Source organism: Clostridioides sp. ZZV14-6150 (assembly GCF_020657875.1).
GTDB lineage: Bacteria > Bacillota > Clostridia > Peptostreptococcales > Peptostreptococcaceae > Clostridioides.
This window is the reverse complement of the sequence record NZ_JAGWDA010000001.1, coordinates 167,557-180,882: the sequence shown is the minus strand read 5'-3', so window position 1 is coordinate 180,882 and position 13,326 is coordinate 167,557. Positions and strand designations below refer to the sequence as shown.

Below are 13,326 nucleotides of genomic sequence, written 5' to 3'. Positions count from 1 at the left end.
ATGAATATATTAGAAATTGTTTTAAGTGGAGTGAAAAACACTATAGTAGCTTCTATAGTTACACTAAATGGAGCATCGGGATGGCTTGTGATAAGTTTTGTATTGGCAGGAGTTCTTCACAATGTTTTAACGCCAAAAAGGTTTCAAAAACAACTTGGAAATAAGAATTTTTCTTCTTTGATTAAAAGCACTATTTCAGGGATGTTTTTACCAATTTGCAGTTGTGGTGTAATACCATTGGGGATAAGTATGTATTATTCGGGAGCATACTTAGGGCCAGTACTTGCCTTTATGACATCAACTCCAATAATAAATCCAATAGCTGTAGTTCTTTGCTTAGGCCTTTTGGGACCTAAAATCACAATCATTTATCTTATATCTGGATTTTTAGTACCATTTTTAGTAGGAGTTTTGGGGAATACTTTTGGAAAAGAAGAATTATTTCTGCAAAAGGGCTCAGATGAAGAAGCTATAGAATTAGAAGAAGAAAAGAGAAGTTTTATAGAAAATATGATTGATGGGCTTAAATGGTCTTTTGGAGAGTTAGCACTTACTATTAGTAAATATGTAATAATGGGGATGCTTTTTGCCGGATTTATAACAACAATTTTTCCAAATAGTATAATTCAAAAATATTTAGGAAATCCAGGTTTACTATCTCTTGGAAGTATCTCAATACTTGCATGTGTTATGTATGTATGTGCTGTAGGACATATTCCATTTATAGCAGCTCTTGTTGCAAGTGGAGCATCTCCTGGGATAGCCATAACATTTTTGATAGCTGGGGCAGCGACAAACTTACCAGAACTTATAAGCATGTGTAAACTTATTGGAAAAAGAACTGTTGTTATATATTCAGTTACGCTAACACTCTGTTCAATAATAATAGGTTATATAACAAATTTACTTTTGGCAAACAACAATACTGTGAATTTAGAGACAACAAATTCTTCAATACAATTAGCAAATAAACTAATGTTAAATATACCAGATAGTTTTGAATATATATGTACTATTTTAATTATTTTATTTGCACTTAAAGCAGTAATACCAAAGATGAAAGAGGTCATAGGAAATCATGCTTAAAAAGGTACTTATAATATCATGTGTAGTGATTGCATTAATAGTTTTATCAAGGGTAGTTGATGATAACCTTAAACAAAATGACTCTATTCCAAATGTAAATCAAGAAACATTAAAATATTTCAAGAAAAATTATAAGGAAGATATAATAACTTGTGCTGAAGAAGACTTAAACAATGATGGAAAAAAAGATTTAGTAGTTATATATAAAAAAGGTAATAATTCAAATGAAATGGTAGTGGTAGTTTCTGATAAAGATGGTCATTATATAACAAAACCAATACCAGCACCTATAGAGAATCAAACTATAACTTTTAAAAATATTGATGAGAAGCCACCAATAGAAGTAATAGTGTCAGGTTCTAAAAATGGCAATGTAGGATACGCTATTTACAGAGTAGAGGGTAAAAAACTTGTTGATTTATTTGGAGAAGATATGGACAAGTGTTGCTAAAAATAAAAATAATACATAATAAGGTGGGAAATTGAAATGAAAGTATCTAAAAAGATTCAAGCATTAATCTTAGTTAGTGTAATGGGAGCATCTATACTAACTGGATGTAGCAGTAAACCGAAAGAAGAGGGGAAAAAAGCTGGAAATGATGATTATGCGATAACAGTAGGGTATTATAATTGTGACCATATGACAGCTGGACCAGTAGCAGAAGCAGCAGGAATATATAAAGATTTAGGTCTTAATGTAAAAACTGTTGGGAATGGTAAAGTTCCTGAAGCCATGGCAGCAGGTAAGATGGATGCTGGTTATATAGGAACAAAGGGGCTAGTAGGAGCCATACCTAAAGGTTCACCAATAACAATAGCAGCAAATAATCACACAGGTGGGTCTGAATATCTAATAGTTTCAAATGATATAAAAGAGCCTAAGGATTTAGTGGGTAAAAAAATTGCAACAGATATGAGTGATTTCTTATGGACAAGTGATTATGGACCAGAAACAGGATTACCAACTGATTCATCAAAATATGAAGTTGTAAATATGGATTCAGATAAAGATAAATATTTAGCTCTTAAAACTGGAAAGATACAAGCATTTACATCTTGTGACCCTTGGGGTTCTGTAGCTGAAAATGATGGAGTAGGAAAAATAATAGCATCAACTCAATATAAAGAAAAAGCTAATGATAAAGAATATAACTGTTGCTCATTCTCATTGAATAAAAACTTTATAAAAGAGCATCCAGATTTAGCAAAACAATTGGTTTTAGCTCATACTAAAGCAATAGAATATATATATACAAATCCAGCAGAAGCAGCTAAAATATTTGCAAAATATTATAATGTAGAAGAAGAAGTTGCACTTAGAACTATTTATAAAAAGACAGTTGGAGAAGGTAGAACGCTTACTTGGAAAGTTACAGGAGAAGAATATAAAAACAATTTACAAATGTATAAAGATTTAAAGGCATTAGATGATATACCTAAATATGAAGATACAATTGATACAAGTTTATTAGATTCTTGTGGGGCAGACGATTTCGATAAGTTTATAAAAGAAAAAGTTAATCCAGAGTTTCCAGAAGGCATGAGTTATGAAGATTGGAAGGCAAAGGTATTATAAGTAAATGGAGAGAATAAAAAATATAATAATACTTTTTATCATTATTTTAGGAAGTATATTTATAATATTTTTTAATTTTGAAGATAAAGAAGAAATAAAAGGAAAATTAAGAATAGGGGTATCTGATGATACCTCTGGTTTTGTAATAAATTATATGATAAATAAAGATTACTTTGAAAACATAAAAGTAAGCGATGTAATGGAGACTTTTACAATTAATGATTGCTGAGCAAGTACAATGCAATGGGCTCTGAGTTCAGAGGAAATAGATATAGCAATCATATGTAAAGATGCAGCAAAGCAGTATGTAAATGCAACGAGTGAGTTTGAAATTGTTGGTACAGTAGTTCAAAATTCAGATATATTTTTATTAAAGAAGAACAATCCTCAAAAAATAGGAATAATTCAAAATAGAAATTATCAATCTGAATTAGTAAAAAAATACTATGAAAATATAAAAGTTTCTCCATTATTAGGGACAGCACTAGCATATGGACTAGAAAGTAATTTAGTAGATGGTGTTGTAATAGATTGCATAAAAGCAATTGGGTTAGAAGGCGAAAAAAAATCTACAGCTGAATTAGGTGACTATGATACATATGTATTAGTTGTGAATAAGGAGTTTAAGAAAAGCAAGTCGTATAGTGATTTTATAAAACTATACAATAAAAGTGTTGATGATTTAAAGCATGAAGCTATATTTAAGAAATCATTAAAAGAGTATAAGAATATAAGAAATATAGATATGGAGGAAATAAGAAGTTGGAAATTAAAATTTCTAAAGATAGAGGAGATAGAATAGCTAAGAAAAAATCTAAAAGTAGTATGGACATTTTATATAAAATAATACTCTTAGTTATTATATTTTTAGCCTGGCATTTTGCAGCAAAAGATATAGGGAGTTCTTTATTACTCCCAATGCCAGTAGATGTAATAAAAGGTTTCTTTTACTGTGTGACAGATGCAGAGACAGTGACTAATCTGTTTATAACATTGCAAAGAGTGCTTAAAGGATTTATGTATGCATTATTGTTTGGACTTCCAATAGGATTTATTATGGGATTTTCTAAGACTTTTGAAAAGCTTTTATCTCCAGTAGTAGATTCTGTAAGACAAGTTCCTATAATGGCATGGGTTCCTCTTACAATAGTATGGTTTGGTATAGGAGATGGTCCAACAATATTTTTAATAGCTTTTTCAGGTGTTTTTCCCATAATTTTAAATACTATTCAAGGTGTAAGAGCAATATCAAAGGATTATTATAATGCAGCTAGAAGTATGGGAGCATCACCAATTGTAATATTTGCAAATGTAATAGTACCAGCATCTCTTCCAGATATATTGACTGGTTCAAGAATTGCTATAAGTACAGGATGGATGTCTGTTATCTGAGCTGAGTTCATAGCTACGAGTGCCGGTCTCGGTTACTCCATGGTACAAGCTCAGACATTGATGCATACAGATGTATTAATTGGGCTTATGATATTTGCAGCTTTAATAGGATTTATAATAGATAGAGTACTAAAATTTATAAATAAAATCCTTTGTAGATGGAGGTTTGCAGATTAATGAAATTAAGTGTTAGAGATATAAATAAAACATTTGTAAATAGCAAAGTACATACAAAGGTTTTGGAAGATATAAGTATAGATATAGAAAATGGTCAATTTGTTTGTCTTTTAGGACCATCAGGATGTGGAAAAACAACTTTACTTACTATAATAGGTGGATTTCAAAAGGCAGAGAGTGGAGATGTTTTTATAAATGATAAAAAAGTTAAAAAACCAGGTATAGATAGAGCTTTTATATTTCAAAACTACGCTCTATTTCCGTGGAAGACTATAAGAGGCAATGTTCTATTTCCTATGAAACAACAGAAAATACCAAAAGAAAAGAGAGAAGAAATGTTGGAAGAGCTTTTGGTTATGTCTGATTTAAAAGGGAAAGAAAAGCTGTTTCCTCATCAATTGTCTGGAGGAATGAAACAAAGAGTTGCTATGATAAGAGCTTTAGCATGTAATCCTGAAGTATTATTAATGGATGAACCACTAGGAGCAGTTGATTTTCAAATGAGACAAAACTTACAAGAAGAACTTGAAAGAATATGGACAAAAAAGAAAATAACTGCATTAATGGTAACTCATGATGTTGATGAAGCTGTATATATGAGTGATAGAGTTATAGTAATGTCAAGGGATAAGGGAAGGATTCTTGACGATATAAATATAGATATTCCAAGACCTAGGGCTAGAGGGAGTCAAGAATATGAAGAATATAAGAATAAATTAACTGACATTTTGTCAAAATGTTATGATGTTTAAAGAGGAGTAGAAATGAGTCAAATAGAAAAATACAATAGTTTAGATGATACACAACGAAAAATAAGAATATATATTATGGATATGATAATAGATAAATGTTCTAGTGTTACACTTAAAGAAGTAATTGAACATATAAGTGAAAATTTAAATTTAGAAAAAGAATATCTAGAAACTACACTAAAACATTTTATTGATAAAAATATAATGGTTGTTGATGGAGATAGTATAAATTTTATATATCCAGTATCAGCATTACCTACTAATCATAAAGTTATATTAAGTGATAATCGAAGCTTTAGTGCAATGTGTGCTATAGATGCAATAGGAACTTCTTGTACATTTAATCGAGATGTGAGAATAAATTCTATTTGTAGTGCCACAGGTAAAGAAATAGAGATATTTATAAAAGATGAAAAAATTGAATATGTAAACAATCCAGATTTAAGAGTGCTTCATATAAACCTTGATAAGCATTCAAATTGGGCAGCAAGTTGCTGAAATGTAATGAATTTCTTCTGGACGAAGAATGATTTTGATGCGTGGACAAAAGAAGCAGGATTATCAGATGATGAAAATATATATTGTTTGGATATTAATGAAGCAATAGTAGAGTCATATAAAATATTTAAACTTGAACAAAAAGTATTAGTATAAGAATACATCTATCAAAAACTAAAAATATCCTTTAGACAAAAACACTATATAATATCAGTAATATACATTATTAGTATTTGACATATATACAAGATGGATTTAAATCTAAAGGGATATTTTTAGTTTTTTTAGGTATTTAGATAGCTTTATTAAGTATATATTTGTTTATAACCTTTGCAACTCCATTTTCATTGTTGGTATCAGTAACATAATCAGCAATTTCTTTTATGCTACTACGTGCATTTCCCATAGCCACACCAAGTCCTGCATATTTTATCATATGTTGGTCATTTTCTTCATCACCAACAGCAATAGCATTTTCTATAGGTATATTTAGATTATTACATAATGTTTGAAGTGCGGTACCCTTATTAGTAGTTTTACCTAAAAATTCTAAATAAAAAGGGGCAGACCTTACTATAGTATATCTATTGAATAAATTCTTAGGAAGTTGTTTTATAATTTCTTCTAATCTTTCTGGTTCATCAACTATCATAACCTTACAGATTTTAATAGATTTATCAATTTTATCTTTGTGTATATATTTAACTTCTATATCATTCAATTTAGCTTCATGAAGTGTGTACTTACCAGGAGTTTCGTTTGGCGTAACTAAATTTGTCATTGTATTTATGTGTATTTTGGTATTATATTTTTTACAAACATTGTTGTATATAAAATCAAAGTCGTCTAAAGTCATCTCTACATCATGTATTATTTTTTCACTTTTAACCTCTTGAATCATAGCTCCATTGAAGCATATAACATAATCACCTTCATCTGTTAGATTTAACTGATTTAAAAGTCCTTTGACACCAGGAAGGGGTCTACCTGTTGTTATAACTACTTTAGCTCCAGCCTTCTTTGCTTCTTGAATAGATTCAAATACTTCAGGAGTAACTTTTCTTTTTGTATTTAATATTGTTCCATCAATATCTAGTGCGATTAATCTGTACATATCAACCTCCAGTAAATTATATCCTCAATTTCCTAATGAAAACGTTGACACAGCTAGTGTTGAACAAAATTTCAGTAGAAAATTTAATGTGTATATTATTATACCAAGAGATAAGCAATTTAGAAAGTTTAATAGTATTAATTTTTTGATAAATTTATTATTTATATAACATATTCATGTAATATTGTATCTTTTATGAGTATATAAATGTTATCTATAAAAAATGGTATCGTTTGCATTTTAATATAGATATAAGCTTCTATTATAAAGGTTAATAGTTTTATATACAAACTTTATTAAAGTTTGTACAGTAATTAGTTTTATTCTATAAAATATTGTAATTACAATAATCATATGTTATTATTCAACATGATTACAATGTAAATGTTATTCAAAATAATGAGTTATAAAGTCATAGTAGTATGTAATACATGTAAATAATAGCATGTAATACATATAAAACTATATTTATAAATATAAAGAACAAATTTATAAAGGAGAGTTTTAAATGAAGTTTTCAGAGTTTAAGTATGAAAGACCAAATTATAATAGTATAAAAAAAGAGTTTTTAAAGTGTGTAGAAGAAATAGATAATTCTTGTTGTTATGATGAACAACAAGAAAATATACATAAAATTAATTTGTTGAGAAATAAAATAGAAACGTTGTCAAACATATCATCTATAAGATACAGTATAAACACTCTTGATAAACTCTATCAAGAGGAAAAAAATTATTGGGATGAATACATGCCTTTATATGAAGAATTAAATACATATTTTTATAATGCTATAGCAAATTCAAAATTTAAATCTAATTTGAAAAAAGAATTTGGAGAACAATTTTTTACAATAGTGGATTACTCTTTAAAAAGTTTTTCCAAAGAGATAATAAAGGAATTACAAGAAGAAAATAAATTGTGTTCAGAGTATACTAAACTTTTAGCATCTGCACAGATAATGTTTGAAGGAGAAGAAAGAAACTTATCTGGAATGGGAATGTTTATGTGTTCTAGGTCTAGAAAAACAAGAAAATTAGCAAATAAGGTATATTATAATTTCTTTGAAGAAAATGAATCTAAATTTGATGATATATTTGATAAATTAGTTAAACTGAGAGATAAAATAGCAAAAAAACTAGGTTTTAAAAACTTTGTAGAGCTTGGATATATTAGAATGATGAGAAGTAATTACAGAGAAGATAGGATTGAAAATTTTAGAAAACAAGTACTAAAATATATTGTGCCACTGGCTGATGAACTTTATGAAAAGCAAGCTAAAAGAATAGGTCTAGAATCTTTGAGTTACATAGATGAAGACTTAGAATTTTTAACAGGAAATGCAACTTTAAAGGGTAATTCAGAATACATAATTGAAAATGGAAAAAGAATGTATGCTGAATTATCTAAAGAAACTGATGAATTTTTTGATTTTATGTTGAAAAATGAACTTATGGATTTAGAAACAAAGAAAGGAAAAGGGGCTGGTGGATACTGTACTTATGTACCGGATTATAAGTCACCATTTATTTTTTCTAACTTTAATCAAACATCTGATGATATAGATGTATTGACGCATGAGGCAGGTCATGCATTTCAATTGTATATGTCTAGATGGATTGAAATGCCAGAGATTAATTTTCCTACACTGGATAGTTGCGAAATTCATTCAATGAGTATGGAATTTATAACATGGCCATGGATGGAGTTATTTTTTAAGGAAGATACAGATAAGTACAAGTTTACTCATTTATCATCTGCAATTAAGTTTATACCATATGGAGTAGTTGTTGATGAATTTCAGCATTATATTTATAAAAATCCTAATATCGACAAATCAAAAAGAAAAGAAATATGGAGATTTTTAGAAAAAAAATACTTACCACATAGAAAGTATGATGATAATTCTTTTTTAGAACGAGGTTGCTGGTGGTTTAAACAAGGTCACATATTTAAAAATCCTTTTTACTATATAGACTACGCATTAGCTCAAATTTGTGCATTACAATTCTGGAAAAAAATGATTAAAGACAAAGAATCTGGATGGAATGATTATATAAACATCTGTAAAGTAGGTGGAACAAAGTCATTTTTAGATATTGTAAGTATAGGAAATCTATATTCTCCATTTAATAATGACTGTATAAAATCTGTTATAGACGATGTAAAATCATGGTTTGATGAAATAAATGACATCAATTTGTAAAAAATTATGAGAAATTTATTCTGTAAGAGCAAAAATTTAAAAAAAATATCTTTCTTACAAAAATGGTTATATTTTTAATCAATATGAAATAATAAACCAAAAAAGATTTGTACTTAAAAAAAAAAGAAAATACAGGAAATATGTAATATCAACATTTGGAAAAAAAAGTAAAAATGTATACAAAATACATATAAAAAAACTATTGCAAATTTTATAGAATGTTTATATACTTAAGTCAACAGAGATAGAAAAAAGCTATTTATAGAAATAAAAGATAAATTGCTAACTTTTCAATTTTCTGAAAATATAATAATCCGGGCGAAGAGTATGGGAGACTGCTTTATAAAAAAGCGACCGAAGGGACAAATTTAATCTTACATACCCAGAAGATTAAATGAAATTCTCAGGTAAAGATGACTGTGCTTGGACGGGTCTCTGAAAATGATTTTAACAGGGAAGACAAATTGGGAGATTTGTTTTTCCTGTTTTTTATTTATCGAGTAATAAATAAAAGTTTGAAAGAGAGTAAAAAGATGATAATAATTACAAATAATCCAAAAGTAAAAGAAGAAGTTCAAGACAGAGAAGTTTTATTTAAAGATACAACTTATATTGGAATCTTAGAAACAAGTAGAGACTTGATACACGAAGGATATGAACTTTTATCTCATCCACTATATGGGAGTGTAAAACCAAATGAAACACCTTATAGAACAATTATACTAAAACAAGGAAATCGTTTGGATATAAACTCTTTAACCTTAATTGAAGAAGCAATCATCACTGCAAGTAAATTTCAGAATAATAAAAAGACTCCAGCATGGACAGAAAGCGTTCAAGATGACTTTAGAGTAATCGATTATGACATATTTTATAATACAATACAAAGAATGCAGTATGAATAAATGAATTTGTTAAAAAGTTGTTAAAATAGCCTAAATATTAAATCTGATTTAATATTAAATAAAAATTAAGAAATTTAATTGGGGAGGATAAGTCAAAATGGAAAATGTGTATGACTTAGTAATAATTGGTTCAGGACCAGCAGGGCTTGCAGCAGGTCTTTATGGAGCAAGAGCAAAGTTGAAAACTCTAATCCTAGAAAAAGATAAGACTGGTGGGCAAATTGTAATAACACATGAAATTGCAAATTATCCAGGGTCAGTTCCAAATGCAACAGGACCAAGTCTAATAGCTAGAATGGTTGAGCAATGTAAAGAGTTCGGAGCAGAAATGTTAAGAGACAATATTGTAGATACTGAACTAGATGGAGATATAAAAGTTTTAAAAGGACAAAAGGCAGAATATAGAGCAAAAGCAGTAATAATAGGAACAGGAGCAACACCAAGAAAAATTGGTTGTCCAGGAGAAAAAGAACTTACTGGTAAAGGGGTTTCATATTGTGCAACTTGTGATGCAGACTTCTTTGAAGACTTTGAAGTATTTGTTGTAGGTGGAGGAGACAGTGCATTAGAGGAAGCAATGTATTTAACTAAATTTGCTAGAAAAGTAACGATTGTACATAGAAGACAAGGATTTAGATGTGCTAAAAGTGTTGAAGAAAAAGCAAAGGCTAATCCAAAGATAGAGTTTTTACTAGATACAGTAATAGAAGAAATAAAAGGTGATGGAATATTAGAATCAGTTGTATTTAAAAACAAAGTTACTGGGGAAACTCATGAGTACTTTGCAGATGAAGAAGATGGAACAATGGGAGTATTTGTTTTCGTTGGATTAGATGCTCAAACTGATTTATTCAAAGGCAAAGTTGATATGGATGAAAAAGGTTATATAATAACTGATGAAGACATGAGAACTAATATACCAGGTGTATTTGCAGCAGGTGATTGTAGATCTAAGACTCTAAGACAGGTTGTAACTGCAACTAACGATGGAGCAATTGCATCTATAGTAGCTGAAAAATATATTGATGAAAAGTTTGAAAACTAAAAAGCTGTAAGGTAAAGTCAATGAATAATATTTAAAATATTAAAATAAAATAAAAATTTCAAGGGGGAACATGAAAATGTTAGATTTAGATAAAAGTACTTTTGATGAAGAAGTTTTAAATGCAGAAGGTTTTGTATTTGTTGATTTCTGGAGTGAAGGTTGTGAACCTTGTAAAGCTTTAATGCCAGATGTTCATAAATTAGCTGAAACTTATGGGGATAAAATAAAGTTCTGTAAAATGGATACAACAAAAGCTAGAAGATTAGCGATAAAACAAAAAGTATTAGGACTTCCAACTATGGCTATATACAAAGATGGAGAAAAAGTAGACGAAGTTACTAAGGATGATGCTACAATTACTAATATAGAAGACATGATTAAAAAATATCTTTAATATATTGATATAATATTAACAAAAACAAAGAAAAAATCTATTTGAGTCTAGAAGTAAAATAAAAAGGTTTTTATGTCTAAGTTTGTTAAAAAAATAATTTTAGATAAAATATTTTTTTTACGATAAAGAATTTTTAGTAATAAAACAAATATCAAGACATAAAAACATAATATGGAAACATCTTTAAAATAAGTTAGAAAATATTGATATAACTTTGAGAAAAACTCAAATGCATATATACAAAATTAAATAACAGGAGGTGCAAGTATGCGTCTTGAATTAGGAAAAATCTTTATAAAAGATATTCAATTTGGTGATGTAACAGAAGTGAAAGATGGAGTATTATTCATCAATAAGCAAGAGATGCTACAAGAAATTGGTGGAGATGAGCATATTAAGTCTATAGATATAGAATTAGCTCGTCCGGGTGAAAGCATAAGAATAACACCTGTAAAAGATGTTATTGAGCCAAGAGTAAAAGTTGAAGGTAATGGGGGAATATTCCCAGGTATCATATCAAAGGTTGACACTGTAGGAGAAGGAAAAACTCATGCTTTAAAAGGTGTAGCTGTTGTAACTACTGGAAAGATAGTAGGTTTTCAAGAAGGTATAGTAGATATGACTGGAGAAGGAGCTAAATACACTCCATTTTCTAAATTAAATAATGTAGTAGTAGTAGCTGAACCTATTGATGGTTTAAAACAATATGCTCATGAGAAAGCTGTTAGAATGATAGGATTCAAAGCAGCAATGTATTTAGGAGAAGCAGCAAGAAATCTTACTCCAGATGAAGTTTCAGTATATGAAACTAAACCTCTTCTTGAGTCAATAAAAGAGTATCCAGAACTTCCAAAAGTAGGATATGTTTACATGCTTCAAACTCAAGGATTATTACATGACACTTATGTATATGGTGTAGATGCAAAACAAATAGTGCCAACATTATTATATCCAACAGAATTAATGGACGGAGCAATTGTAAGTGGTAACTGTGTTTCTGCATGTGACAAAAACCCAAGTTATGTTCATATAAACAATGGAGTTGTTGAAGACTTATATGCAAGACATGGTAAAGATATAAATTTTGTAGGCGTAATTATAACTAATGAAAATGTTTACCTAGCAGATAAAGAAAGATCTTCAAACTGGACTTCTAAGCTATGTAAATACTTAGGATTAGATGCAGTTATAGTTTCACAAGAAGGTTTTGGAAATCCAGATACTGACCTTATAATGAACTGCAAAAAAATAGAAATGCAAGGTGTGAAAACAGTTATAGTTACAGATGAATATGCTGGACGTGATGGAGGTTCTCAATCACTTGCAGATGCAGATGTAAGAGCAGATGCTGTTGTAACAGGTGGAAATGCTAACCAAGTTGTAGTACTTCCTAAGTTAGATAAGGTAATTGGCCATTTAGAAGTAGTAGATGTAATAGCTGGTGGTTCTGATGGAAGTTTAAAAGCTGATGGAACTATTGAAGTTGAAATACAAGCTATAACAGGTGCAACTAATGAAACAGGATTTGGTCATTTAACTGCTAAAGGATATTAAGAGTTATTTCATTAAACGATTTAGTAATATTATGATTGAGTAATATCAATTAAAAAGATTGTAAATAAATTTATCAAAACATAATGAATGTTATAGATATATAAATAATTAGAAATATAATAAGGAGGATTATTATGAGTTTACTTAGTAATAAAAAGGTTCTTATAATAGGTGACCGTGATGGTATACCAGGACCTGCAATAGAAGAATGTGTAAAAACAGTAGAAGGAGCAGAGGTTGTTTTCTCATCTACAGAATGCTTTGTCTGAACAGCTGCTGGGGCTATGGACTTAGAAAATCAAAACAGAGTTAAAGAAGCTGCTGATAAATTCGGAGCTGAAAATGTTGTGATTTTACTAGGTGCTGCTGAAGCCGAAGCTGCAGGTCTTGCAGCCGAAACAGTAACTGCGGGGGATCCAACTTTCGCTGGACCACTTGCTGGAGTTGCCTTAGGATTAAGTGTTTACCATGTTGTAGAGGAGCAAATGAAAGAATTATTTGATGACACTGTATATGAAGATCAAATAAGTATGATGGAAATGGTTTTAGAAGTTGAAGAAATAGCAGAAGAAATGTCTGGTATAAGAGAAGAATTTTGCAAATTTTAATGCCTAAAAGCAAAAGGGGTGA

14 protein-coding genes and 1 riboswitch are annotated in these 13,326 nt (G+C 29.3%); of the genes, 13 read left to right on the top strand and 1 reads right to left on the bottom strand.

The features are described from left to right. Genes saoE through saoL form a run of 7 tightly spaced genes read left to right on the top strand, consistent with a single transcriptional unit; the run spans window position 1 to window position 5,637 of the window. A complete protein-coding gene (gene saoE / locus KGF41_RS00815) occupies window positions 1–1,086 on the top strand; it encodes an efflux transporter SaoE (RefSeq protein ID WP_227856263.1) in 1,086 nt (361 codons plus the stop codon). Then, window positions 1,079–1,537 (top strand): Cys-Cys-COOH (seleno)protein SaoC, encoded by a 459-nt coding sequence (saoC, locus tag KGF41_RS00810; RefSeq protein WP_227829268.1) that lies wholly within the window; start codon window positions 1,079–1,081, stop codon window positions 1,535–1,537. The genes saoE and saoC overlap by 8 nt, the downstream gene beginning before the upstream one ends. Before the next feature lie 36 nt (window positions 1,538–1,573). Then, window positions 1,574–2,662: an ABC transporter substrate-binding subunit SaoX gene (saoX, locus tag KGF41_RS00805; RefSeq protein WP_227829267.1), complete on the top strand. Its 1,089-nt coding sequence runs from the start codon at window positions 1,574–1,576 to the stop codon at window positions 2,660–2,662. Window positions 2,663–2,666: 4 nt separating this feature from the next. Beyond that, complete coding sequence (saoB, locus tag KGF41_RS00795) at window positions 2,667–3,464, top strand: ABC transporter substrate-binding (seleno)protein SaoB (RefSeq protein ID WP_255287728.1); 798 nt, start codon at window positions 2,667–2,669, stop codon at window positions 3,462–3,464. Further along, window positions 3,425–4,231 (top strand): ABC transporter permease subunit SaoP, encoded by an 807-nt coding sequence (saoP, locus tag KGF41_RS00790; protein WP_255611287.1) that lies wholly within the window; start codon window positions 3,425–3,427, stop codon window positions 4,229–4,231. Before saoB ends, saoP begins: the two co-directional genes overlap by 40 nt. Further along, on the top strand, window positions 4,231–4,983 hold the full coding sequence (gene saoA / locus KGF41_RS00780) for an ABC transporter ATP-binding protein SaoA (RefSeq protein WP_227829263.1): 753 nt from the start codon (window positions 4,231–4,233) through the stop codon (window positions 4,981–4,983). The genes saoP and saoA overlap by 1 nt, the downstream gene beginning before the upstream one ends. A 12-nt stretch (window positions 4,984–4,995) precedes the next feature. Next, window positions 4,996–5,637 carry a MerB-like organometallic lyase SaoL gene (gene saoL, locus KGF41_RS00775; protein ID WP_255287726.1) on the top strand — a complete coding sequence of 214 codons (642 nt, stop codon included), beginning with the start codon at window positions 4,996–4,998 and terminating at the stop codon, window positions 5,635–5,637. 136 nt (window positions 5,638–5,773) lie between these two features. Here saoL and yidA read toward each other — a convergent pair whose 3' ends face one another. Then, a complete protein-coding gene (gene yidA, locus KGF41_RS00765) occupies window positions 5,774–6,595 on the bottom strand; it encodes a sugar-phosphatase (protein WP_227829260.1) in 822 nt (273 codons plus the stop codon). A 508-nt stretch (window positions 6,596–7,103) separates the two neighbouring features. On the opposite strand from yidA, the gene KGF41_RS00760 reads away from it, so the two are divergent. From KGF41_RS00760 to grdA, 6 genes are all read left to right on the top strand, one after another. Continuing rightward, window positions 7,104–8,798, top strand: coding sequence for a M3 family oligoendopeptidase (locus KGF41_RS00760; protein WP_227842182.1), 1,695 nt, complete (start codon window positions 7,104–7,106; stop codon window positions 8,796–8,798). A 318-nt stretch (window positions 8,799–9,116) separates the two neighbouring features. Further along, window positions 9,117–9,228, top strand: a riboswitch (glycine riboswitch). Window positions 9,229–9,331: 103 nt separating this feature from the next. After that, the gene (locus KGF41_RS00755) at window positions 9,332–9,703 is read left to right on the top strand and encodes a GrdX family protein (RefSeq protein WP_227829258.1); all 372 of its coding nucleotides are present in this window, start codon (window positions 9,332–9,334) and stop codon (window positions 9,701–9,703) included. 97 nt (window positions 9,704–9,800) lie between these two features. Beyond that, window positions 9,801–10,748, top strand: coding sequence for a thioredoxin-disulfide reductase (gene trxB / locus KGF41_RS00750; protein WP_227432680.1), 948 nt, complete (start codon window positions 9,801–9,803; stop codon window positions 10,746–10,748). 76 nt (window positions 10,749–10,824) lie between these two features. Further along, window positions 10,825–11,142 (top strand): thioredoxin TrxA, encoded by a 318-nt coding sequence (gene trxA, locus KGF41_RS00745; RefSeq protein WP_227432681.1) that lies wholly within the window; start codon window positions 10,825–10,827, stop codon window positions 11,140–11,142. A 267-nt stretch (window positions 11,143–11,409) separates the two neighbouring features. Beyond that, on the top strand, window positions 11,410–12,696 hold the full coding sequence (locus tag KGF41_RS00740; RefSeq protein WP_227829257.1) for a glycine/sarcosine/betaine reductase component B subunit: 1,287 nt from the start codon (window positions 11,410–11,412) through the stop codon (window positions 12,694–12,696). A gap of 134 nt (window positions 12,697–12,830) precedes the next feature. Then, window positions 12,831–13,304, top strand: a complete 474-nt coding sequence (grdA, locus tag KGF41_RS00735) for a glycine/sarcosine/betaine reductase complex selenoprotein A (protein WP_227829256.1) — start codon at window positions 12,831–12,833, stop codon at window positions 13,302–13,304. Window positions 13,305–13,326: the final 22 nt, after the last annotated feature.